The sequence below is a fragment of the Elusimicrobiota bacterium genome (genome assembly GCA_026388095.1).
Taxonomy (GTDB): Bacteria; Elusimicrobiota; Elusimicrobia; order UBA1565; family UBA9628; genus UBA9628.
This window is the reverse complement of sequence record JAPLKL010000040.1, coordinates 72,373-94,966: the sequence shown is the minus strand read 5'-3', so window position 1 is coordinate 94,966 and position 22,594 is coordinate 72,373. Positions and strand designations below refer to the sequence as shown.

General features: G+C 67.3%; 18 protein-coding genes. 11 read left to right on the top strand and 7 right to left on the bottom strand.

From position 1 onward, the window contains the following. Nucleotides 1–92: 92 nt before the first annotated feature. The 4 genes from NTY77_09095 to NTY77_09080 form a co-directional block, all read right to left on the bottom strand. Nucleotides 93–707 carry a hypothetical protein gene (locus tag NTY77_09095; protein ID MCX5795635.1) on the bottom strand — a complete coding sequence of 205 codons (615 nt, stop codon included), beginning with the start codon at nt 705–707 and terminating at the stop codon, nt 93–95. Between the two features lie 132 nt (nt 708–839). Beyond that, a complete protein-coding gene (locus tag NTY77_09090) occupies nt 840–1,514 on the bottom strand; it encodes an HNH endonuclease signature motif containing protein (GenBank protein MCX5795634.1) in 675 nt (224 codons plus the stop codon). Between the two features lie 201 nt (nt 1,515–1,715). After that, entirely contained in the window at nt 1,716–3,194 is a 1,479-nt protein-coding gene (locus NTY77_09085) for a M28 family peptidase (GenBank protein MCX5795633.1), read from the bottom strand. Between the two features lie 102 nt (nt 3,195–3,296). Further along, on the bottom strand, nt 3,297–5,384 hold the full coding sequence (locus NTY77_09080; protein ID MCX5795632.1) for a hypothetical protein: 2,088 nt from the start codon (nt 5,382–5,384) through the stop codon (nt 3,297–3,299). Nucleotides 5,385–5,551: 167 nt separating this feature from the next. On the opposite strand from NTY77_09080, the gene NTY77_09075 reads away from it, so the two are divergent. Genes NTY77_09075 through NTY77_09065 form a run of 3 tightly spaced genes read left to right on the top strand, consistent with a single transcriptional unit; the run spans nt 5,552 to nt 9,542 of the window. Further along, entirely contained in the window at nt 5,552–6,430 is an 879-nt protein-coding gene (locus NTY77_09075) for a nitrogenase iron protein (GenBank protein MCX5795631.1), read from the top strand. Next, entirely contained in the window at nt 6,427–8,247 is a 1,821-nt protein-coding gene (locus NTY77_09070; GenBank protein ID MCX5795630.1) for a hypothetical protein, read from the top strand. Before NTY77_09075 ends, NTY77_09070 begins: the two co-directional genes overlap by 4 nt. Further along, the gene (locus tag NTY77_09065; GenBank protein ID MCX5795629.1) at nt 8,244–9,542 is read left to right on the top strand and encodes a hypothetical protein; all 1,299 of its coding nucleotides are present in this window, start codon (nt 8,244–8,246) and stop codon (nt 9,540–9,542) included. The genes NTY77_09070 and NTY77_09065 overlap by 4 nt, the downstream gene beginning before the upstream one ends. Before the next feature lie 11 nt (nt 9,543–9,553). Here NTY77_09065 and NTY77_09060 read toward each other — a convergent pair whose 3' ends face one another. Further along, a complete protein-coding gene (locus NTY77_09060) occupies nt 9,554–10,108 on the bottom strand; it encodes a protease complex subunit PrcB family protein (GenBank protein MCX5795628.1) in 555 nt (184 codons plus the stop codon). Nucleotides 10,109–10,225: 117 nt separating this feature from the next. Beyond that, on the bottom strand, nt 10,226–11,152 hold the full coding sequence (locus NTY77_09055; GenBank protein MCX5795627.1) for a hexose kinase: 927 nt from the start codon (nt 11,150–11,152) through the stop codon (nt 10,226–10,228). A 91-nt stretch (nt 11,153–11,243) separates the two neighbouring features. On the opposite strand from NTY77_09055, the gene NTY77_09050 reads away from it, so the two are divergent. The 8 genes from NTY77_09050 to NTY77_09015 all read left to right on the top strand — a co-directional run bounded on the left by NTY77_09050 (nt 11,244) and on the right by NTY77_09015 (nt 20,606). Further along, nucleotides 11,244–11,699 carry a PTS sugar transporter subunit IIA gene (locus NTY77_09050; protein MCX5795626.1) on the top strand — a complete coding sequence of 152 codons (456 nt, stop codon included), beginning with the start codon at nt 11,244–11,246 and terminating at the stop codon, nt 11,697–11,699. 8 nt (nt 11,700–11,707) lie between these two features. Beyond that, on the top strand, nt 11,708–12,640 hold the full coding sequence (locus tag NTY77_09045) for an MCP four helix bundle domain-containing protein (GenBank protein MCX5795625.1): 933 nt from the start codon (nt 11,708–11,710) through the stop codon (nt 12,638–12,640). Between the two features lie 104 nt (nt 12,641–12,744). Continuing rightward, entirely contained in the window at nt 12,745–12,837 is a 93-nt protein-coding gene (gene kdpF, locus NTY77_09040) for a K(+)-transporting ATPase subunit F (protein ID MCX5795624.1), read from the top strand. After that, a complete protein-coding gene (gene kdpA, locus NTY77_09035; GenBank protein MCX5795623.1) occupies nt 12,834–14,579 on the top strand; it encodes a potassium-transporting ATPase subunit KdpA in 1,746 nt (581 codons plus the stop codon). The genes kdpF and kdpA overlap by 4 nt, the downstream gene beginning before the upstream one ends. A 1-nt stretch (nt 14,580) precedes the next feature. Beyond that, nucleotides 14,581–16,656 (top strand): potassium-transporting ATPase subunit KdpB, encoded by a 2,076-nt coding sequence (gene kdpB, locus NTY77_09030; GenBank protein MCX5795622.1) that lies wholly within the window; start codon nt 14,581–14,583, stop codon nt 16,654–16,656. Between the two features lie 8 nt (nt 16,657–16,664). Continuing rightward, the gene (gene kdpC, locus NTY77_09025; GenBank protein MCX5795621.1) at nt 16,665–17,246 is read left to right on the top strand and encodes a potassium-transporting ATPase subunit KdpC; all 582 of its coding nucleotides are present in this window, start codon (nt 16,665–16,667) and stop codon (nt 17,244–17,246) included. 11 nt (nt 17,247–17,257) lie between these two features. Next, nucleotides 17,258–19,918 carry a sensor histidine kinase KdpD gene (locus NTY77_09020; protein MCX5795620.1) on the top strand — a complete coding sequence of 887 codons (2,661 nt, stop codon included), beginning with the start codon at nt 17,258–17,260 and terminating at the stop codon, nt 19,916–19,918. Next, complete coding sequence (locus NTY77_09015) at nt 19,905–20,606, top strand: response regulator (GenBank protein MCX5795619.1); 702 nt, start codon at nt 19,905–19,907, stop codon at nt 20,604–20,606. The genes NTY77_09020 and NTY77_09015 overlap by 14 nt, the downstream gene beginning before the upstream one ends. 3 nt (nt 20,607–20,609) lie before the next feature. On the opposite strand, the gene NTY77_09010 is transcribed toward NTY77_09015, so the two are convergent. Further along, nucleotides 20,610–22,571 (bottom strand): APC family permease, encoded by a 1,962-nt coding sequence (locus NTY77_09010; GenBank protein MCX5795618.1) that lies wholly within the window; start codon nt 22,569–22,571, stop codon nt 20,610–20,612. Between the last annotated feature and the right edge of the window lie 23 nt (nt 22,572–22,594).

Below are 22,594 nucleotides of genomic sequence, written 5' to 3'. Positions count from 1 at the left end.
TAGAGTAGCAGGGTCTCTAAAGGAAAGGTTGGGCCGCAGGGGCAGGAGCAGAGCGACAAAGGGCCTAGGAGGAAATGGGCCCCAGAACCGGACTACTTCTTGAAGACCCCCTCCAACGCGTCGACCGCGTCCAGGATGGGCGTTGCGAGCCGGCCGTACTCCTCGCGGGACTGAGCGGCTTGGAGCCTGGCCATGAGCGCGCCAAAACGCTCCGAAGCCTTCTCATTGCGGGACTTCACGGCCGGACGCAGGCCGCTCCATTCCTTGAACATGGCGTCCTTGGTCAGCTGCAGCTTGGTCTTATCCTTCGCCACGACCCATATCTCCAGTTCCCGGCCATAGTAATCGAGCCGGGCGACCGCGGCCGGCACTTGCGGGTGGAAAGGTTCGCTGAGGTCCGCGGCCAGCTTCGTGGCTCGATTGGCCTGACGCATGGCCGCCAAACGGTCCTTGGCAGCGACGGCTTTGTCGAGGGCGGCCAGGGCATCTTCAAGACCTTTCCGGTTCGCTTCCGCCGGTCTCAACTCCATCATGAGTCGCCCAGTTGCGGCCGTCAGGATGCTGACCTGGTCCGCGACCTTGCCCCAGGCCTTCTCCTTGGCGAGATCATAGACATTCTCGGCGGATTCCCCGACATCCGCCACCGAGGCAGGAACCCTTCCTTTCGGCGCTTCCAGCGCCGAGCTCCGAGGGAGAACGCTCCCCATGAGTGCTCCCATCCCCATCAGGACCCCTGCCAGCCTCAAGTGTCTCTTTATCAAGGACCTCCCCCAGCCCAAAAAGCATGGGGCGGGCGCTTCAGCGCCCGCCCCGGTTCCCGAACCCCGTAAAAACTTGCTTCAGCGCGAAACCGCCGCGACCGCGGTGGACGGCATGCTGCGCATCTGAGGAGCGACGCCGAACCAGGCGTAGGTCTGCCGCACCGCCTCGGCCTGGGTGATGGTGCCCGCCACCATCTGCTTGTAGAGGTCGAGCTCGAGCTTGTCTTTCTCGTCGCTGCCCCCGTTCTGCCCGCGCGGCTGGGGCCAGAGGTTCTCAACGTGGCTATTTCCGCCTATGCACAAGGGGATGAGGTGGTCGAACTCGTACTTGGGCCAGTCGCTTTGCGGGACCCCGTAGTGCGCCGCGACCTCCTGCTTCATCTGCTGGGTCACGTTGCGGTTGCAGTAGGGGATGTGCTCGGCGTAGCGATACTCCTTGAAGTCCGAGTCGCTCGCGGTGCAAAGCCGGCCCGGAGTGAAGGACCAGTCCGGAGCCTGGCGGCCGTTGTCCGCGGCGGCCGGCGCGGCGACGGTGGGCACCGGAGCGCCCGGGACCGAGGCGGGAGCCTGGATGTCGAAGGCTGAGGGAACAGCCGCGAAGACGCCGCCGCCGGTAAGGTCCAGCTTGGATAGGACGGCGGAGCTGCCGAGCCCCGCGGACTTGGCCTGCGGGGCCGCGCCTGCGGACAGACCCCCGGCCAGCACGGCGAAGAATCCGATTGCTGCGAGAAACTTGCCTAGTTTCTTTTTCATCTTGCAGCCCTCCCCTTCCGACTCCTTGCAACAAAATAGGGGGGCAGCAAGCTTCTGCCGGTCCCCCTGGTGACTCCGGATTCCGGTCCGGAGGTGGATGCTCCCCGGCCAATCCCAGGGATTACAAGGTCAGGGATAGTTTAGTGCTTTGGACCCAGGAAACCAGGGACCTAAGGCCCACGCTTGTCTAGGCCAAAAGGCCTAGGCCGCGGCGGCCGCCGGGGCCAGGTTGTCGGGCCCCACCGGCGTCAGGTTGAGCATCTTGAGCAAAGCCAAGGTCAGCAGGTAGGCGTTCTTGTAGTGCGGCATGGAGAAGGCCGCCATGGTATCGCGCTCGGAATGGATGATGTCGAAGATGACGTCCATGGAGGCGCCGAAAAGAGTGACGGCCGCTATGCCGTAGCGCCTGAACGAGCTCGAATCCGCGTCCCCCCCATCGAGGTACGCCTCCTTGAGGTCGAGCTTCGACTGGGTGGCGACCTTCTGGACGAGGTCCAGCAGCGAGCGCGTGGAGTTGTTCTGCCAGGAGAAGGTCCCGTCCACGGCCAAGGTGTCGAGGTTGACGTTGGCGTCGATCTTCTTGCGCTGGGCCGGAGTCAGGGCCTTGAGGAACTTGGCCGAGCCGATGAGGCCGTCCTCCTCGCGCGCAAAGCTCGCGAAGATGATGGTGGCCTCGGTGTCCATGTCGTGCATGGCCTGATAGAGGTTGGTCACCATTGTGGTGCCGGTCCAGTTGTCTATGGTGCCCGCGCCCACGTCGACCTTATCGTGGTGGGAGCCCACCACGATGACGCGGTCCGTGCGGCCCTTCTTGACCACGTACACGTTCTTCTGTCCCGCGCCCACGTCCTGGGTGATGATCTCCTCGGGCTTGGCGCCGCCTTTCTTGAAGAGTTCGATGACGGCGTTGAGACGCTCTTCGTAGGTCAGCGGGGAGAGCTCCATGTCCTTGTACATCTGCTCGTCCGTGGGCATGCCCTCCGGATGCACGCCCCGATGGGAGATGATACCGGCTGCGCGGCCATCCGGGAAGAACAGGCCCTTGGCGAAAGCTACGAACTTGTCGAGGCTCGACAGCTCCGCCGCGGGCTGGGCGGCAGCGGGAGGCGCGGTCTTGGCATCGGATGGCGCCGCGACGCCGCGCGGCTGGAGGTGGGCGGCCGGGCCCTCCGTGCCCGTCACAGGGTCGGAGACCTCGGCCTGACGCTTGGAACTCTCGCCGTAAAGCGCATCCAGGGCCTTGCCCGTCTTCTCCCCGCCCTGGTCCTGGGCGGTGGAAATCGAAGAATCGGTCTGGAGCAAGCCTTGGAACAAAGAGACCGGAGCCTTCTGCTCCGCCGGAGCCAGGGATTGCGGCGCGGCCAGCGGGATTGCCGCCAAAGAGACTGCGGCAGCGGCGACCGGCGCGCTCAAGGGCGAGCCGACCTTGACCTCAGGAGCGGGCAGATACGGGATGCTGCTCAGCAGGCTCGGGGCCAGCAAGGAGCCGCCCAGCTGGGGTGAGCCGAGGCCGCCCGGGTTCGACCAGACGGGGATGCCTCCGATGCGGGGCACGGCGCTCTGCACCGCGCTCTGAGTCTGGACAGTGGCGGAGAAGGCCGGAGCCGCGGGAGATAGCCCGGAGACCGCGAGGAGCGAGCAAAGGGGGACCCTGAGCCAAGGCCGGCGAGAGGTGGTCATATGGGCAGAGTCTATCACGAACGCGCGCGGCGCCCGAAGAAGCGAAAGGCCCAAGGCCGTCAAGGTAGAAGGCCTAAGAGTTATTGGGCTGAAGGACTCAGCTCAAGGGATGACGAAGTAGTAGATAGCGTCGGTGCCGGCTTTGCTCAGTTGCTTGAAGTAGTCCTTATCGTACTCGCCCCGGGCGGTCAACTGCACCATGCGGCCCACATGGTCCGTGGCGGAGAAGAGCCAGGGCCCCCACCAAAGAGCCGTGGCCGTGGCATGGGCGGCCCTGAGGGCATAGAGGCCGGCGAGCGCGCCCGAGGTTCCCCGCACCGTGGCCACCAGCTCGCTGCAGAACAGAGCGAGGCCCATGAGAGCGTCGCCGCTGAAGGCCATGACCCAGGGCGCCGCACCCAACGCCGTGAGGGCCGGAGCCGCCTTGCCGGCCGCGCCCACGGCCGAGCCCAGCCCCAGCATGGCCCACAGGATCGGGTTGCACACGCTCTCCGCCGCGCCTTCCAGGGCGCCGGTCAAGACCCCGGCGGCGATGAGCCCCGCGCTCTTCCAGCCCTTGGCCGCGGAGCCCGCGTGGATGAGGCGCCTGCCGAAGGTCCCTATGCCGTATTGGCTGCGCAGGGCGGCCACGGCCTCCCGCGCATCGATGGGGGCGTCTACGAGCTGCCGGACCAGCTCGGGCGCGACCGGGAAGAGCTGCCCGGCGACGGCTGCGGCGCGCTCCTCGCGCACCTTGGCCAAAAGCTTCTCCCGGGCCGCCGGGCTGAGCCGGTCGAGATGCCATTGGTCTCGCGTCAGGAGCTTGAGCAAAGGGTTCTTCGCCAAGTCCGCGGCGGCTTCGATGTGATGCCAGCGCGGGCCCCCGAAAGCGGCGGCGAGCATGTGCTGGGCGATCATGAGCCCGGTCAGGACGGTCTCGGCCACGCCGTCGGAGAATCTGAGGATGTGGCCCAGGACCGGGACCTTCAAGAACCCGGCCGCGGCGCGGCCCAGCCAGGATCGGGTCTGCACGGCGGTCACGGTCTTGACCGGCCGAGTCTCCCCGTCCTGCCAGCCGCCGTCGCGCCAGGCCTGCTCCGTCAGCGATGCGTCCCGAAGCCCCAGCTCATACGCCCAGGGCCCCCAGCCCTTCTTCTCGGCGCGCGCCACAGAGCGCCACTCCAGACGCAGGCCCCCGCCCGCGTACTCCCGCCAGTAGCCGGGGTGGTCCTGCCGGACCTTGTCGTGCGCGGAGACCTCGGCGGGTCCCATGACGATGAAGGCCGCGGGTCCGGTCCGGCCATCCGGCGCGGTGCCGGGCAGGAACTGCCCCAGCAGGACCTTGCGGCCGCCGTCGCCGCGCTCGAAGACGAGCCGGAAATGATTCTGCCCGTCCATCTCCAAGCGCGCCGACACCGCGCCCTCCGGGCGATAATCCGCGGTGTCGCGCAGGAAATCGGCGAGCGCGGCGGCCTGCCTGCCGGCCGGGTCCTCCGAGCCGAGGGCGCCCAGGGCCTCCCGGGCGACCTGGCGGCTCAAGTCCGCACGGGACTGCGCGTCCGCGGGGAGCAGCAGGTCCGAGACGCCGACTTCGATCTGGGGGTCCTGTCCCGCTTCGTCGATGATCCGGACGATGCGCGGCGAGGCCGGATCGGCGAAGCCGACCGCGGCGCGGCGCGCCGGGAAAAGAGCCGGGACCGAGGCCGCCTGCGGCTCAGCGGCGACGGCTGCGGGCTCCGCGGCGACGGGCCGAGCCTGCCCGCTGTAGAGGGAGTCTAGGGCCGCGCCGGTCTTCTCCCCGCCGCGATCCTGCTCGCCGCTGATCGCAGACCCCGTGCGGGCCAGACCCGCGACCACGGAGACCGGGGAGTTTTCAGACGCGGGGGCGGCGAGCGCGGCGACTGATGCGGGGATCGCGGCGGCCTGCGGCACGGCCGCTATGACGAGCTTCGTCTCGGCACGGACCGCGGGAGCGGGCAAGACCGGGATGCTGCCGGAGAGGCCGGGGGCTAGCGCCGAGCCCAGGCGGAGAGCCGCCTGTGTCTCCGGGGCGGACCAGAAGGGCAGGCCGTTGACGCCGGGGGCGGCGACGGTCCGGACGCCTTGCGCCTGGATGACGGCGGCCGCGGCGGGAGCGGCGGGCGCCAGTTGCGCGCCCGCGAGCAGAAGGCAGAGCGCGACCCGCAGCTCCGGCCTGCGCGCTGAGAGCATATGCGAGAGTGTAACAAGGGGGTCTGCGGCGGCCGAGTGGCGAAAGACCCAGCGCCTCTCGGGTAGATGGCCCAAGCCGGAGTGGGCCGGAGGGCTTAGTTCGGCAGACGAGGCAAGATGCTATCATACCTTGTCGTCAGCGGGGGCGGCATCCCCGCGCGCGAAAAATGGAACGGATAGCGCTGTTCGGGAAGGGCGGCGGCGGCAAGTCGACCATAGCCACCAACCTCAGCTACCTCTACGCCAAGAGCGGCCTGCGCGTGTTCCACGTGGGCTGCGACCCGAAGCGCGACTCGACGCTCCGGCTGCTGGGCCGGCGCGCCCGCACCAGCGTGGCGGACGTGGCCTTCCCGGGAGACCCGCGCCAGGCCATCGAGCGCTCCGCCGACGGCATCGACTGCGTGGAGACCGGGGGGCCGGTGCCCGGCGTCGGCTGCGCGGGGCGCGGCATCATCATGGCCATGGAGCACTTCGAGCGCCTGCGCCTGCTCGAGGAAGACCGCTACGACGTCGCGGTCTTCGACGTGCTCGGGGACCTCGTCTGCGGCGGCTTCGCCGCGCCCCTGCGGAACGGCTTCGTGCGCAAAGTGGCGGTGGTCCTCTCCGACGAGCCGATGTCGCTCTTCGCGGCCAACAACCTCGCGCGCATGGTCTGCACCTACGCCGGCAGCGGAGCGGTTCTGGCCGGGCTCATCGGCAACTGCCGCTACGACGCCGAGGCGGCCCAAGGCGTGCTGGAGAGCTTCGCGGAGCGCCTGGGGACGAGCCTGCTGGCCAATTTCGGAGCCGAGCCTCTGGTGCGCAGCGCGGAGCGCGCGAATCAGACCGTCTCCCAGTTCGCGCCCAAGTCCAAGGTCAGCGCGGAGTTCGCCCGCTTGGCCGAGAGGCTGCGCGGCCTCGACCCCGCCGCCTTGCCCCTGCCCAAGCCGCTCGACGACGCGGCCCTGGACCGGTTCCTGAGCGAGGCCGAGCCGCCGGCCGCAAGGAAATCCGTCCGGCCGGCGCGGAAGAGGATCCCATCACGCCCGAAACTCCCCCGGAAGTGAGCCCGACGGCCCAGGCCCCGAAGGCCGGCTTACCCCATTGCAAAGGGCGCGCCCCGCAACAGGTCCTGGCCCTCATCGATAGGCATCTCGGCCTGGCCGGAGACCCTGAAAGCGCCGGGGCCAGGCTGGTCGGGGTCGGAGTCGAGAGCGATTCCGTGCTCTGGTTCGTGTTCCAAGACGACTCCGGCGCGGAGGCCTGGCTCGCCATGTCCCCGGCCGGCGGCGAGCCGTGGGCCTTCAACGGCCGGACCTTGAAGCTCTCCCCCCAACCGCAGGAAGGAGGCTTCACGGCGCTGCACCAGTTCGCCTTGGCGCGGCTGGGAGCCCGGCTCGACGGCACCCCCTTCGAGCGCTTCTTAAAGCTCGTCGAGTCGCGGGCCGTGCCGGCCCAGCCCCTCCATGCCCCCCATGCGTCCGCGCCGGGCGAGAAGGAGCCGCCCCTGCCGGGGCCCCACTGCGAGGACTGGGCCCATCCCGACCAATGGCGGGAGTTCTGCTGTTTCTCGGCCATCGAGTGGTGCCCGGGAGAGACCTTCCTGGGGGCCTATATGCTCTCGGGCGCTACGTGCTCCATCCGCTACGGCGACCTGGAGTGCCAGAAAGGGCATCTTTACATCGACGGCGTCGCCCAGACCCCCTGGGCGTTCACCAAGGACGCGGGCGGCGCGAGCCCGACCGGCGGGCCCCCGGAGTACCTGGCCTTGATCGACGACCAGGACGTGATCCACGGCACGGGGGTGCGCAAGGTCGAAGGCATCCTGGAACTCCTCCAGGACGACCCCTCGCGGCTCAGCCTCCAGTTCTACAACTGCTGCATCCCCATGATGACCGGCGACGACGTGCGGGGGCCGCTGGCGCGGTTCCAGGAGCGGACCGGGCGGAAGGTCGTGTTCAGCGACATGTCTTCCGTGAACTGCCATCAAGAGAGCCTCTCCCGGCATATCCTCAAGGAGCTCTCCGCCGCGCCCCCGACCCCTTCCCGGGCTCAGGACGGCCGCTTCAATCTCGCGGGCTTCCGGCGCACGCGCGGCCGCGACGAGCTCGTGAGCCTGCTCGCCGACATCGGCGCCGAGCTCAACGCCGCCATCCTGCCCGAGGTCTCCCCGGAGAGCCTGGCCGATTACCGGAAGGCCGCGGTGCAGGTCCTCATGCCCAACGCCTACTACCGCGAGGTCTACGAGGTGCTCGTCGAGGCCCAAGGTCTGCGCACGATGCAGGGCTGCGCGCCCTACGGCCGGGACGGCGCGCTGAGATGGCTGCGCGAGGTCGGTACCTGTCTGGGAGGCGCCGTGGCGGCCCGCCTGGAGTCCTCGCTGGCCGGGCTCGACAAGACGTTCCAGCCGGAGTGGGACCGTCTGCGCCAACGCGCCGCCGCGCATCGGGCCGGCTTCGTGGTGGGGCCCGGCGACGCGGCGCGGCTGGCCGACCCCGGGCTCTCCGGCGGGGTCCAGGTGCCGGCCCTGCTGGCCGAGATGGGGTTCGGCCTCGATTTCCTGGCGTTCCGGGAGAGCGGCCGGCCCGATGACCCGACCCTGGCGTCTTTGCTCGCCGGCCTGCCGGAAGCTGACCGGCACCGCGTGGTCCCGTTCAGCGGCCCCGACGAGCTGCTCCAGAGCTTCCGGAAGGGAGGGCTGGCCATCGTCTACTCGAACGTCAGGAACGACCGCCGCCTCACTCGCAACGGCCTGGCGGGATTCTCGCTGAGAGACCTGGAGATGGGATTGGCCGGCGCGCTGCGCAGCCTCAGGCGGCTGGTGGAGCGCTGCGAGCTGCCGTTCTTCCGCGAGAACTCAAGGCGCCTGCGAGGAGATCCATGAAGACACCGGGCCCCACGGCGGTGCTCAACCACCCCTACTCCACCGGAGTCGAGCTCGCCGTCAACGCGGTGAGCGACGCCTTCCTCCTGCTCGACGCTCCGACCTGCGCGCTCTGGCGGCCGGGATTCATCCAAGGCAGCCACGACGCGACCTCGACGCTCTGGGACAGCGGGGGCGCCGACCGGGTCCAGGTCTCGGGCACCATGACTGAACTGGTCGTCTCGGGCAACCTGAAGGATCTCGCGCTCCGGCTGGGCAGGCTGGCGGCGGTCCCCGGCTGCGGCGCGGTCCTGGCCGCGGGTTACCCCATGGCGCGGATATCGGGCGCGCCCTATGAGACGGTCTGGCGCGGCCTCGAGCCCAAGCCTAAGGTCCCCTTCTTCCCGGTCCTGGGGGGAGCCGTCTCCGACGACTGGCTCGACGGCTATGCCCACACCTTGCTGGCCTTGGCCAAGGGGATGCCCCTGCCGGAGCGCGAGCGTCGGCCGGAGGACGTCGCCATCGTGGGCTATATGCACGACCGCGGAGAGCGCGACCATGCCGCCAACCTCCTGGAGCTCCGGCGCATGCTGGCGGCCATCGGCCTCAACCTGGTCTCGGTGTGGCCGGGCGGCACCGACCTCGGGGGGCTCAGCGCCGCGGCGAGCGCGGGCAGTATCCTGTCGCTGCCTTACGGTCGCGAAGCGGCGGCCCGCCTCGCCGGGCGGCTCGGGGTGCCTGTAGTCGAGTGCGGGCTGCCGCTCGGCCTGGGCGCCTCGGCGGACTGGCTGGTCAAGGTGGGAGCGGCCGTGGGCCGCCAGGCGCAAGCGCAGGCCTTCGCCGACCAGGAACTCGCGCGCCTGCTGCCCCGGCTCGAATGGGCAGTGGAGGAGCTGTTCCTGCACTCGACTTTCGTGTTCACCGGAGACCCCGTCCTGGTGCGGCCCCTGGCCCGCCAGCTCTCGGAGGTCGGCGGGCGCATGGTGGGGGCCGTCGCCATGGCGGGGCCTCAGCACCGGCGGGAACTCGGCGCCTGGGACGACCTGCCGTTCCCCGTGCACGAGGCCCCGACCGAGGCGAGCTACGCGGAGCTCATGCGCGGCTGGTCCGAAGCGGACGGGTTCGATTGCATGCTCGGCGCCCAGCAGCAGCGCCAGGAGGGCAGAGACGGCCGGCGCGCGGTCGAGCTCGGTTTCCCATCCTACCACAGCCACGCCTTCCACGACCGCCCCTATCTGGGCTTCGAGGGGGCCGTGTGCCTGCTCAGCCGCATAGCTGAAGAGCTCCGCTGGTCGAAGAGGCGGGGGCGCGGCTAGAGGCCTGCTGGTTACTTGAAGAGGGCCTGGGAGTCCGCGGCCATGGACTGCAGGCCGTCCATGGTCTTCTGGATGTGCATCTTCTCCTCGGGGGAGAAGACGCTCTGCGGCGCGGATTGCAGTTCGGGGATGGACATGGTCCCGTCTTCCTCGAAATCCACCTTGGGCTTGCGGGGGATCTTGACCATCACGTAAGGCTGCGAGACCATCTGCACGTTGAAGCTGTTGCCGGCGGGCGGGACCTCGCGGTAGAAGACCACCACGCGGCTCTTGGGCTCCAGCGGGTCGGCCATGAGCGTGATCTCGACCTTGTAGCCGCCGGTGCGGCGCTCGCCCAGGAACACGGCCACCACCATCTCTTTGGTGAAATCGACGGCCGGCCGGGCCTGGGGCTTGCCGCCGGTGTGCTTGATCCAGAGGGCGCCCCATTCCTGCTGGGAGCGCACGACCACGAAGAGCTTCTCCCGGACGCCGGCGTTCTGTCCGGAGATCTTGTCCCAAGCCGAAGCCGCGGACGCGAAAGAGGGGAGGAGCATCAGCGCCATCAAGATCGTCTTATTCATCATGGTCCCAGTATACATCCCTTGCCCGGAAGCCGCCCTGGGCCGGCTGGGCCACGAAGGGCCTGCAAATGGGCCCAGGCTGATTTAGGACTTTGGGTACCGGAAAGGGGCCCAAAAAGCCTAGGCCTGGAGCCGCCGGACCCGGACCTTGGGCAGGAGCGCGCGGAGGTGCTTCTTAAGGAATACGCCCGCGCCGAGGGTGCGCACGTTGGCGGAAGCGGCCGCTACCGCGAAAGCGAGCCTGCGCTCGGCAGGCCAGCCCGCCAACAGGCCGTGCACCGCGGCGGCTAGGAAGGTGTCCCCGGAACCCAGGGGGCAGCCCCGGAACCTGGGCCCTGAAGCGTGCAGGGCCTGGGACCCGGTCTTCATTAAAGCTCCCAAAGGGCCCAAGGTCACGAACACCTCCTTGGCGCCCATAGCGCCGAGGCGCTCCAAGGAGGCTTTCCAGTGTCTCGGCCGCGCGGAAAGGCCCAGCTCCGCGAGCTCCACGGCATTGGGCTTGACCAGGTCCGGGCCGGCGGCCAGGCCCGGGGCCAGAGCCGGCGCGCTCGCGTCCAGGGCGGTCGGGACTCCCCGGCTGCGCGCCAGACGGATGAGCCGGCCGTAGTAGTCCGCCGGGACCCCCGGCGGAAGGCGGCCGCAGAGCAGAAGGAAGCGGCAGCCCTTTAAGCGCCGGCGCAGCAAAGCCTCCAGGCGCGCCAGGCTGGCCCGCGGCACGGCCGGACCCGCCTCGTTGATCTCGGTCGGCAGCATGCCGCCGTGGACCACGGTCAGGCAGGTCCGGGACTCGCCGCGCGGCAGCCAGACCCAATCCGCGGGCACGCCTTCGTCGGCCAGCAGCCCGGCGATGTGCCGCCCGGTGTGGCCGGCCAGCAGTCCCAGCACGCGGGCCTGGCGGCCCAGCCGCCGCAGGGCGCGCGCCGCGTTGACGCCCTTGCCCCCGGCCAGGTCCAGGTTCTGCGCGGGGAGATGGCGCCGGCCGCGAGCCAAGCGCCCCAGGAGCAGGGTCTTGTCGAGCGCGGTGTTGAGGCTCAGGACCAGGATCATCAGCGCCTATGATACCAAGTCCCGGCTGATAACATCCTCATAACGCCCCGATAATGGATTCTTAACGCCGGGCAGGGTTACCCTATACTTGATGATGCTCTCAGACCTGCTGCGCCCGAATTCCGTCGTGGTCCCGCTGCACGTCACAAGCCGCGAGCATACTGTCTCGCTACTTGTCGATGCCTTGGACTTGCCGGGAGTTCCCAAAGGTGGCGATGATCTGAAGGCCGCCATCCTCTCCCGCGAGGCCGCCGGCTCCACCGGCATCGGCAACGGTGTCGCCATTCCGCATGCTCGCACGGCTCAGATTAATTCCGCATATTTGGCCGTTGCCCGGGCGGCACAACCCATTGATTTCAAATCCGCGGACGGCAACCCGGTCACATTGATATTTCTGCTGGCCGTGCCAGCCGCTGACCCCAAGTCGCACTTGGCGGTGTTGGCGGCTTTGAGCCGGATGGCGCTGGATAAGAAGGTGTTGCGGCGGCTGAATAAAGCCGCTTCTGCCGCCGAGTTCCGCGCCATCCTCGCTGAACTGCCCGTATAGAGATTGCGATGACAATGAAGCCCGGCCTTAAGTTCTCCATCTGGATGGCTGTTGGAGTCGTGATCCAACTGGGGATCATGCTGGTGATCTTTCATTTCCACAAGGAGCAGAATCCCGCGGAGCAACTCGCCCGCCAAGCCAGGCGGATCGCATTAGTGGGGCAGATGCGCTCGGCTCTGGCTTCGTCCGCCGAGGCGGAAAAGAGCGCCGTCATGGCCACGACCGATCAGGACTCGCAGACGTTCGCGGCGCAATCCCGGTCGGCCACGTCGGCGCTGGTGCGCACACGCCAGGAGTTGCTCGGACTGCTGCAGGCGAGCGGCTCGAAGGACGAAGAGGAACTGCTGGAGCGATTCTCCCGCGCGTTCACCGAGCTTCAGCGCGTCGACAAAGAGTTGTTGGACTTGGCGGTGCAGAACACCAACCTCAAGGCTTACAGCCTCGCCTTTGGTCCGGCCGCCGAGGCCCTCAAGGGAATGGACGCGGCGCTTCTCCGCGTCGTGACCCCCAATGCCGAAGGCGCATCCGCCGAGGCCAGGCGAATCGTCCTGCTGGCCAACGATGCGCGGATCAGAGCTTTGCGCATCCAGACTTTGCTGCCGCCGCACATCGCCGAGGAGAGCCCCCGGAAGATGGGCGACCTGGAAACCCTGATGGCGATCGAGGACCGCGAAGTACGCAAAGATCTGGATAGTCTGGCCGTTCTCCTCAAGGCCGGCAGGAACCCCAATCTTAAGGCCGCCGCGTCATGCTACGGTCAGTTCAGCGGTTTGAAAACGCAGATCCTCAAGCTTTCCCGAGCGAACACCAATGTCCGGTCTCTCGCCATCTCCCTGAATCAGAAACGCAAGGTGACGTCGGTCTGTCAGGATGCGTTGGCCGCCTTGGAGCAAGCCATCCAGCAGGAACCCATCGCCGCTGCCCCCGCCAACCCGCGATAGCAGAGGATATCCCATGGACATACTTTTCATCGCCATCATCGCGGCCTTGGTCGGCGGGTCTCTGGCGCTGATCCGGCTCTTCGAGATACTCTAGGAGGCAGCCCATGACCGCCACATATTGGATCGGAGGGATCGTCAGCGTCCTGCTGTTCCTTTACCTCCTTGCCGCCTTGCTCAAGCCGGAGATATTCGAATGAACGCCAACAACCTCCTGCAGTGCGCCGTGTACTTGGCCGCGCTCCTGGCGCTGTCCAAGCCCCTCGGGACCTACATGGCTCGCGTCTATGAGGGCCGCGCCCCGGGCCTAGGGCGTGCGTTGGGTCCCATCGAGCGGCTCATCTATCGCCTCTGCGGCACCAATCCAGACGAGGAGATGTCCTGGCAGACCTATGCCTTGGCCATGCTGCTTTTGAACGCCGCGGGGATCTTCGCGGTCTATCTCATCCAGCGCGTCCAGCAGCATCTGCCTTTGAACCCCATGCACCTGGGCCCGGTAGCCCCGGACTCTTCCTTCAATACCGCGGTCAGCTTCGTCACGAACACGAACTGGCAGGACTATACCGGCGAGACCACCATGAGCTATCTCACCCAGATGCTCGCGCTCACGGTGCAGAATTTCCTCTCCGCGGCCACCGGAATCGCGGTGGCGGTCGCCCTCATCCGGGGGTTCGCGCGCAAACAGATGCAGACCATCGGCAATTTCTGGGTGGATATGGTGCGCACCACGCTCTACATACTCCTGCCCATGTCCGCGGTCTTCGCCATCGTCCTGGTCTGGCAGGGCTCGCCCCAGACGCTCAAGCCCAGCGCCACGATCCCGCTCCTGCAGGCGACCAAGGACGCCAACGGCAAGGCCGTGAGCGAGCAGATCATCGCCCTGGGACCCGTGGCCTCCCAGGAAGCCATCAAGATGCTCGGCACCAACGGCGGAGGCTATTTCAACGCGAACTCCGCGCATCCTTTCGAGAACCCGACGCCCCTGACTAATTTCCTAGAAACGGTGGGGCTCCTCCTCATCGGCGCGGCGCTGTGCCACGTCTTCGGCCAAATGGTCGGGGACAAGCGCCAAGGCTGGGCCCTTTTAGCGGCCATGACGATCATCTTCGTGCCCCTGATGTGGTTCTGCGTGGTCATGGAACAGCGGGGCAATCCCGCTTTCTCCCCGCTGGGCGTGGACCAGGCCGCCTCGGCCCTGCAGCCCGGCGGAAACATGGAGGGCAAGGAAGCCCGGTTCGGCATCGCGGACACGGCCGTCTTCGCCACCGCGACCACCGCGGCGTCCTGCGGAGCGGTCGACTCTATGCACGACTCGTTCACCCCGCTCGGGGGCATGGTCCCCCTGTTCATGATGCAGTTGGGCGAGGTGGTCTACGGCGGGGTGGGCTCCGGGCTCTACGGGATGCTCCTCTATGCCATCATCGCGGTGTTTCTGGCCGGGCTTATGGTCGGCCGCACGCCGGAGTACCTGGGCAAGAAGATCGAAGCCTACGAGATGAAGATGGCTTCCATCGGCGTCCTGGTCACGCCCTCGGTCGTGCTGGTCGGGACCGCGATCGGCGTGCTGACGGCCGCGGGCAAAGCCGGCATTGCCAACCCCGGCCCGCACGGGTTCAGCGAGATCCTTTACGCCTTCACCTCCGCGACCAACAACAACGGCAGCGCCTTCGCCGGGCTCTCGGTCAACACGCTGTTCTACAACGTCATCCTGGCTCTGGCCATGTTCCTAGGCCGCTTCTGGATCGCGCTGCCGGTGCTGGCCATCGCCGGGTCCTTGGCGCGCAAGAAGCATGTGCCGGAGAGCGCCGGGACCTTGCCCACGCACACCCCGCTGTTCGTCTTCTTCTTGGTGGGAATCGTCATCTTCGTGGGCGCTCTCACCTACTTCCCGGCGCTGGCCTTGGGGCCGATCGCGGAGAATCTCATGATGCTCGGGAGCTGATATGATCCATACGCACCAGCCGAAGAAGCTGTTCGATCCCGCCATCGTCTGGCCGGCGGCCCTGGATTCCTTCCGCAAGCTCGATCCCCGCCACCAGATCAAGAATCCCGTCATGTTCGTGGTGGAAGTGGGAAGCCTGCTCACGACGGGCCTCTTCTTCCAAGCCTGGCTCGGCCATGGCGAAGCCTCGGCCGGCTTCATCCTGGGCATCTCGGTCTGGCTGTGGTTCACCGTGGTCTTCGCGAATTTCGCCGAGGCCATGGCCGAGGGCCGCGGCAAGGCCCAGGCCGCCACCTTGCGCGAGTCGCGACAGAGCGTCTTCGCCAAGAAGCTCGCAGGGCCCAAGCGCGACGCCGCTGCGGCGAAGGTCTATTCCGGCGAGCTGCGCAAGGGCGATTTCGTGCTCGTCGAGGCCGGAGACATCATCCCCATGGACGGCGAGGTCATCGAGGGCGTGGCCTCGGTCAACGAGGCGGCCATCACCGGGGAGAGCGCCCCGGTCATCCGCGAGAGCGGCGGCGACCGCAGCGCGGTGACCGGCGGGACCACGGTGCTCTCGGACTGGCTGGTGGTGCGCGTCACGGCCAATCCCGGGGAGACCTTCCTCGACCAGATGATCGCCATGGTGGAAGGAGCCAAGAGGCAGAAGACCCCCAACGAGATCGCCCTGAGCATACTCCTCGCGGGCATGACCATCATCTTCCTCCTGGCCACCGCGACCTTGCTGCCCTATTCGCTCTTCAGCGTGGGCGCGGCCGGCCGGGGCAGCGCGGTCACCGTGACCGCTTTGGTGGCGCTTTTGGTCTGCCTGATCCCCACCACCATCGGCGGGCTCTTGGCCGCCATCGGCATAGCGGGCATGGACCGGATGATCCAGGCCAACGTCATCGCCACGTCCGGCCGCGCGGTGGAGGCGGCGGGCGACGTGGACGTGCTCCTGCTCGACAAGACCGGGACCATCACGCTGGGCAACCGGCAGGCCGTGGCTTTCCTGCCGGCCCAGGGCGTGACGACCGAAACGCTGGCTGACGCGGCGCAGATAGCCTCGCTGTCGGACGAGACGCCGGAAGGCCGCAGCATCGTGGTCCTGGCCAAGGACAAATACGGCATCCGCGAGCGCCGCATCCACGACCTGGGCGCGGCCTTCATCCCATTCTCGGCCCAGACCCGCATGAGCGGCGTGGACCTCCACGACGGGCGTAATATCCGCAAAGGCGCGACGGACGCCATCGCCGCTTACGTCAAGGAACGGGGCGGCAGCATGTCCGCCGAGGTCACGGCCAGCGTGGAGCGCATCGCCAAGGACGGCGGCACGCCCTTGGTCGTCGCGGACCGCCAGCAGGTCCTGGGAGTCATCCACCTCAAAGACATCGTCAAGGGCGGCATCCGGGAGCGCTTCGCCCAACTGCGGGCCATGGGCATCAAGACCGTGATGATCACCGGCGACAATGCCATGACCGCGGCAGCCATCGCGGCCGAGGCCGGCGTGGACGACTTCCTCGCGCAGGCCACGCCCGAGGCCAAGCTCGAACTCATCCGCGAGGCCCAGCGCGGCGGACGCCTGGTGGCCATGGCCGGAGACGGCACCAACGACGCCCCGGCCCTGGCGCAGGCGGACGTGGCCGTGGCCATGAACGCGGGCACGCAGGCGGCCAAGGAAGCGGGCAACATGGTGGACCTCGACTCCAACCCCACCAAGCTCATCGAGATCGTGGAGATCGGCAAGCAGCTTTTGATCACGCGAGGAGCCCTGACCACCTTCAGCGTGGCCAACGACGTGTCAAAGTACTTCGCCATCATCCCGGCCGCCTTCGCCGGCACTTATCCCGCCTTGAAGGTGCTTAACATCATGCATCTGTCCACGCCCGAGAGCGCCATCCTCTCGGCCGTGATCTTCAATGCCCTCGTCATCATCCTGCTCATCCCTCTGGCCCTCAAGGGAGTCCGCTACCGTGCCGTGCCCGCGGTCCGTCTCCTGCGGGACCATATCCTCATCTACGGGGTGGGCGGCATCATCGCGCCCTTCGTCGGCATCAAGCTCATCGACATGCTGCTCGTGGCGCTGCATCTCATATAGAGGGAATCATGTTCATCAGACAATTGAAGACCGCGATCCTGGCCCTGGCCGTCCTGTCGGCTTTGACCGGGCTCATCTACCCGCTCGCCGTCACCGCCGTGGCGCAGCTGTGCCTGGCCCGGCAGGCCAACGGGAGCTTTTTGCTGCGAGAGGGCAAGCCGGCAGGCTCCCAGCTCATAGGCCAGCCCTTCGATGACCCGAAATTCTTCTGGGGACGCCTCTCGGCCACGGACGTGCCATACAACGCCTCCAATTCCTCAGGCTCGAACCTCGGCCCTCTCAATCCCGCTTTGCTCAAGGCGGTGCAGGCGCGCATCCAGGCGCTCAAGGACGCGGACCGCGGCAACACGGACCCGATCCCAGTGGACTTGGTCACGGCTTCGGCCAGCGGCCTGGACCCGCACATCAGCCCGGCAGCCGCGTATTATCAGGCCCGCCGGGTGGCCGGTCATCGCGGCATCCCCGAGGAGGATATACGGCTCCTCATCGAGCGGCACACCCAAGGCCGGTGGCTCGGCATCCTTGGCGAACCGGCGGTCAACGTCCTGGAATTGAATCTCGAATTGAATAATATGCATAAAAGCGGTTGAATGGGGGCCTGATGGAACCAAGGCGCCCCTCACCTGAAGCATTCCTGGCCGAGGCCAGACAGGACCAGGCTCGGCACGGCAGAGGCCGCCTCAAGGTATTCCTGGGCGCCGCGCCCGGAGTCGGAAAGACTTACTCCATGCTGCAAGCCGCCCAGGGCAGGAAGGCCGAGGGTGTCGACGTGCTTATCGGCCTGGTCGAGACGCATGGGCGCCAGGAGACCGAGGCCTTGCTCCAGGGGCTGGAGATATTGCCCCGCAAGAGCATCGACCACCGGGGCGTCAAGCTCACGGAATTCGACATCGATGGCGCTCTTTTGCGCAAGCCCGCCCTCATGCTCATCGACGAATTGGCCCACACCAACGCCCCGGGCTGCCGCCACGCCAAACGCTGGCAGGACGTGGCGGAGCTGCTCGACCGGGGCTTCGACGTCTACAGCACCCTCAACGTCCAGCACCTGGAGAGCCTCAACGACGTGGTCGCTCAGATCACGGGCGTGATTGTCCAGGAGACGGTCCCGGATTCCGTGCTGGAGCGCGCCGACGTGGAACTGGTGGACCTGCCGCCGGAGGAACTCCTGGTACGCCTGCGCGAGGGCAAGGTCTACATCCCGGAGCAGGCCGCCCGCGCCGTCGAGAGCTTCTTCAAGCTCTCGAACTTGAACGCCCTGCGCGAACTCTCCCTGCGCGCCACCGCCGAGGGCGTCGGCGTGAGCGTCGAGGAGCAGCGCCGCCGGCAGGCGCCGGGCACGATCTGGCCGACGGCGGAACGCCTGCTGGTCTGCGTGGGCCCCGGGCCCAATTCCGCGAAGCTCGTGCGCGCGGCCAAGCGCTTGGCCGCCGGACTGCGCGCCCAGTGGCTCGCGGTCTTCGTGGAGTCCCAGCGGCAGGCGCTCTCGGAGGCCGCGCACGCCGGCGCCATCGAGAACTTGCGCCTGGCCGAGCGTCTGGGCGCGGAGACCTTGTCCCTGTCCTCACGCGACGTAGTGGAAGGGACTTTGGACCTGGCGCGGCAACGCAACGTCACGAAGATCATCGTAGGCAAGACGGGGCGCCCCCGCTGGCTGGAACTCATGACCGGCAGCGTCGTAGACGATCTCATACGCCGCAGCGGAGATATCGACGTCTACGTGATCCGCGGCGAGCCGGGCCCCGCGGCTCCCTCCCCGGGCGTCCTGACTCCCAGGTTCGCACCGACCACGGAATATGGCGTCTGCGCCTTGGCCGTGGCAGTCTGCACCGCGGCCTGTTTCGGGATGTTCCCCTTCGTCTCCTTGGCGAACCTCGTCATGGTCTATCTCCTCGGCACCCTTCTGGTCGCGACGCGGGGACACCGCGGGCCCGCCATCCTTTCCGCCGCGCTGGGCGTCCTGGCCTTCGACTTCTGCTTCGTGCCGCCTCGGTTCAGCCTCTCGGTCTCGGATACCCAATACCTGCTGACCTTCCTGGTCATGTTCGTCTTGGCCCTGATCATCAGTCAGCTGACCGTGCGCATGCGGGCCCAGGCCGAGTCGGCCCGGCTCGGCGAGATGCGCACGGCCATGATGCACGCCCTGAGCCGCCAGCTCGCCAGCACCCGCGGCGTGGACGCCATCCTGGAGGTGGCCGTGCGCCATGTGGCGCAGGTCTTCGACAGCGAGATCATCGCCTTGATGTCGGGACCGGACGGCCGGCTCGAGGTGAAAGCCGCCTCGGGCGCCAAGCGGGAGCTCGATGAGAAAGAGCGCAGCGTGGCGCAGTGGGTCTTCGACCTCGGCCAGTCGGCGGGGCTGGGCACGCAGACCTTGCCGGTCGTAGACGCGCTCTACGCCCCGCTCATCGGCGCGGAAGGCTCCGTGGGAGTCCTGCGCGTGCGGCCCCGGGTGCGCGAGCGCCTGCTCATCCCGGATCAGATGCTCCTGCTGGAGTCCTTCGCGCACCAGTTGGCCCTGGCGCTCGAAGTCGACCGCCTGCAGGACAACGCCAAGCAGGCCCAACTGGACGCGGAGAAGGAACGCCTGCGCAGTTCGCTGTTGAGCTCGGTGTCCCACGATTTGCGCACGCCTCTTGCGGCCATCATCGGCTCGGCAAGCAGCCTGCTCCAGAGCGGCGCGCAGAGGGGCGATAATGAACGGGAGCTCCTGGAGAATATCCGGGAGGAGGGGGAACGGCTCTCCCGGCTCGTGCACAACCTCATCGAGACCACGCGTCTGACCTCCGGCAATATCCAGTTGCGCAAGGAGCCGCACTCCATCGAGGATCTGGTGGGCACTTCTTTGGGGCGAGTGGAGAAGTCCCTGACCGGACGAGAGGTGGCCACGGGCATCCCCGAGGACCTGCCCATGGTCCCGCTCGACAGCGTGCTGATGGAACAGGTCTTCGTCAATCTGCTGGAGAACGCCGCCCGCCATACCCCGGCCGGCACGGCCATAGCGCTCTCAGCAAGGCTTGAGAATGATTCGGTGCGGATCGAAGTGGCGGACCGCGGCCCCGGCTTGGCGGCAGGCGAGCAGGAGCAGGTGTTCGAGAAGTTCTATCACGCCAAATCAGCCTCGGCCGGGGCCGGCTTGGGCCTCGCCATCTGTCGTGCCGTGGTCGAAGCCCATGGCGGCAAGATCTGGGCGGAGAACCGCGCCGGAGGCGGAGCCGTATTCCGCTTCACACTGCCGCTGGGAGGGGCTCATGGCCGCGAGTGAGCGGACGGTCCTGGTGGTAGAAGACGAGCTGCCGATCCTGCGCTTCCTGCGCTCGGCGCTGCAGGAGAACGGCTTCCGCGTCATCGAAGCCACCGATGGCCGCAGCGCCTTGGAATCGGCCGCCGCGCGCAAGCCCGACATGGTCCTCCTCGACCTGATGCTTCCGGACATGGACGGCATCGATGTCTTGAAGCGCCTGCGCCAATGGACCGCGGCTCCGGTCATCATCCTCTCCGCCCGGGGCCAGGAAAACGACAAGATCGCAGGGCTCGACGCGGGCGCGGATGACTATCTGACCAAGCCGTTCGGAGTAGAAGAGCTCTTGGCGCGCATGCGCGTGGCCTTCCGCCATGCTGAACAAAGACCGGAGGACCAGCCGCCGGTCTATGAGCACGAAGGCCTTAAAGTGGACCTGGCCGCGCGCCGCGTGTGGGTCCGCAAGAAGGAAGTGCGCCTGTCCCCCCTCCAATACGAACTCCTGGCGGTGCTGGTCCGCAACGCCGGCCGCGTCGTGGTTCAGAAGCAGCTCATCAGGGAGGTCTGGCATGAAGCAGGCGATGCCAGTCCCGAATCCGTGCGCATCTGCGTGCATCAGCTCAGGCACAGGATCGAGGGCGACCCGGTGAGGCCGCGCCATATCAAGACCGAGCCCGGAGTCGGCTACCGGCTCGAAGCGCCGAGCGATTGATCGTCAACCGGCCCGGATGGGCAGGATCACGGTCTGCAGGCCGTCGAACTGCAGGCGCCTCTGGATGGCGAAGGCCGTGTCGTTGTGCAGGAGTTGGTGGGTGAACTTCTCCTCTTTGAAGATCAGCTTGCCGGTGAAGAAGATGGCGCGCGGGAACTCGCGAAAGACCTCGCGGCAGAGTTCCTCGAGCGCGGCGACGGCCTCCGTGTCCATGGCGAAGCGGTAGGCGGCGGGAAAGCCGTGGGCCTGGCACCAGTCCACATAGCGCTGCAGTTCCTGGCCGGTCCGCTCCTCGAGCCGTTGAATCTCCGAGGAACCCTTGAAATTCCCGGAATCCACCACGCCCACGGACAGGAAAACGAAGTTCTTGAAGTATTGGGGGAACAGCTTCTGGATGGAGAGTATCTGGTGCAGGCCGAAGCCGGAGAAGCCCCCCACCATGACCACCGCGGTCGGCGCCTTCTTGTCCAAGGGCGGGAGCTCGCGCTGGTCCTGCGGCACCGGGATGTCGAGCAGGCTGTCGAGCCGCCGCATCTCATAGCGCACCTTGTTATAGTGTCGGCGGATGAGGAAGCAGATGGCTATAACCCCGCAGGTGATGGCCGCCGTGACCCAGCCGCCCTCCGAGAACTTCTCGTAAAGAGTGACGCCGAGGATGCTCAGGCACATGACCAAGCCCGCGGCCTGGATGGCGAACTGGCTCTTCCAGCGCGGCTGTGTCTGCCGCTCCTTGAGCCAGTGCCGGGCCATGCCCAGTTCGGTCAGCGAGAAGGTGAGGAAGACGTTTATGGAATACATGACCACCAGCATGGTGATGTCGCCGCGGGTGTAGAAGAGCACGGCGATGGCCGCGGCGCCCATGAGCAGGATGCCGTCCTTGGTGACTAGGCGCTCGGAGAGCTGGGAGAAGCGGCGGGGCACCCAGGAGTCCACGGCCATGTTCGCCAGCACGCGCGGCCCATCCAGGAATCCGGTCTGTGCGGCGACGAAAAGGAGCACCGCCTCGGAGACCAAGGTCGTTATCACGATGCCCTTGCCCAGAGGCAGCGGACCGAGGTTCCAGGAGCCGAAGAGCCGCTCCAGCAGGACCGCGTTCATGGTCTTGCCCGCCTCCGGCACCGCTTCGACCAGCAGATAGGCCAGCAGGATGCCCCCGGCCGTGAAGGCCAAGGACCCGGCCATGAGCGCCATGGTCCTCTTGCCGGTCTGCACCCGGGGCTCGCGGAGGATGCTGATGCCGTTGGACACGGCCTCGATGCCCGTGTAGGTCCCGCCGCCCATGGAGTAGGCGCGCAGGAGGATGAGGCCCACGGCCAAGGGCCCGATCGAACGGACCGATGTGTGCAGGTCCGAGGCGGCGCCATGGACTATGGCGGGCAGGCCGGTCAGATGGCTGCCCAAGGCGTAGAGGATGAGGAAGACGTGGCTGGCGACGAAGAGCAGGAAGATGGGGACCAGGAATGTGACGGATTCCTTCACGCCGCGCATGTTCAGGACCACGAGGAATACCAGGACCGCGAATTCCGCCCAGAGCTTGTAGGCCGCCCACTGCGGAGGCAGGAAGGACCAGAGGGCGTCGCAGCCGCTGGCGATGGACACCGCGATGGTCAGGACATAGTCCACGAGCAAGGCGCAGCCGGACACCACCCCGGCCTTCTCGCCCAGGAGCTTGGTCGCCACCAGGTAGCCGCCTCCGCCGCCCGGGAAATGCTCGATGACGTTGGAGTAGGCGATGGCTATGACACCGATGGTGACGGCCGTCATCAGGGCCAGCAGGATGGCAAGATGCGAGTGCGGGCCCAAAGCGCGGAATGCCTCGTCCGGGCCGTAGCAGGAGGAGGACAGCCCATCCGCGCCCAAGCCGACCCAGGCCAAGAAGGCGACCAAAGAGACCCTATGATAGAGTTGCGGGTCGTTGAGGTCGCGGGGCGCGCCGAACAGCAGGAGCCGGAGCCGGTCGAACATGCGAGTCGCTCTCCCTGGGGACC

Excerpts from the sequence above, each read along its gene's own strand:
- NTY77_09090 (MCX5795634.1), bottom strand. The coding sequence starts at position 1,514 with ATGAAAAAGAAACTAGGCAAGTTTCTCGCAGCAATCGGATTCTTCGCC.
- NTY77_09045 (MCX5795625.1), top strand. The coding sequence starts at position 11,708 with ATGACAATGAAGCCCGGCCTTAAGTTCTCCATCTGGATGGCTGTTGGA.
- NTY77_09060 (MCX5795628.1), bottom strand. The coding sequence starts at position 10,108 with ATGATGAATAAGACGATCTTGATGGCGCTGATGCTCCTCCCCTCTTTC.
- NTY77_09095 (MCX5795635.1), bottom strand. The coding sequence starts at position 707 with ATGGGGAGCGTTCTCCCTCGGAGCTCGGCGCTGGAAGCGCCGAAAGGA.
- kdpB (MCX5795622.1), top strand. The coding sequence starts at position 14,581 with ATGATCCATACGCACCAGCCGAAGAAGCTGTTCGATCCCGCCATCGTC.
- NTY77_09085 (MCX5795633.1), bottom strand. The coding sequence starts at position 3,194 with ATGACCACCTCTCGCCGGCCTTGGCTCAGGGTCCCCCTTTGCTCGCTC.
- NTY77_09080 (MCX5795632.1), bottom strand. The coding sequence starts at position 5,384 with ATGCTCTCAGCGCGCAGGCCGGAGCTGCGGGTCGCGCTCTGCCTTCTG.
- kdpF (MCX5795624.1), top strand. The coding sequence starts at position 12,745 with ATGACCGCCACATATTGGATCGGAGGGATCGTCAGCGTCCTGCTGTTC.
- NTY77_09065 (MCX5795629.1), top strand. The coding sequence starts at position 8,244 with ATGAAGACACCGGGCCCCACGGCGGTGCTCAACCACCCCTACTCCACC.
- NTY77_09015 (MCX5795619.1), top strand. The coding sequence starts at position 19,905 with ATGGCCGCGAGTGAGCGGACGGTCCTGGTGGTAGAAGACGAGCTGCCG.
- NTY77_09050 (MCX5795626.1), top strand. The coding sequence starts at position 11,244 with ATGATGCTCTCAGACCTGCTGCGCCCGAATTCCGTCGTGGTCCCGCTG.
- NTY77_09010 (MCX5795618.1), bottom strand. The coding sequence starts at position 22,571 with ATGTTCGACCGGCTCCGGCTCCTGCTGTTCGGCGCGCCCCGCGACCTC.
- NTY77_09020 (MCX5795620.1), top strand. The coding sequence starts at position 17,258 with ATGGAACCAAGGCGCCCCTCACCTGAAGCATTCCTGGCCGAGGCCAGA.
- NTY77_09075 (MCX5795631.1), top strand. The coding sequence starts at position 5,552 with ATGGAACGGATAGCGCTGTTCGGGAAGGGCGGCGGCGGCAAGTCGACC.
- kdpC (MCX5795621.1), top strand. The coding sequence starts at position 16,665 with ATGTTCATCAGACAATTGAAGACCGCGATCCTGGCCCTGGCCGTCCTG.
- NTY77_09055 (MCX5795627.1), bottom strand. The coding sequence starts at position 11,152 with ATGATCCTGGTCCTGAGCCTCAACACCGCGCTCGACAAGACCCTGCTC.
- kdpA (MCX5795623.1), top strand. The coding sequence starts at position 12,834 with ATGAACGCCAACAACCTCCTGCAGTGCGCCGTGTACTTGGCCGCGCTC.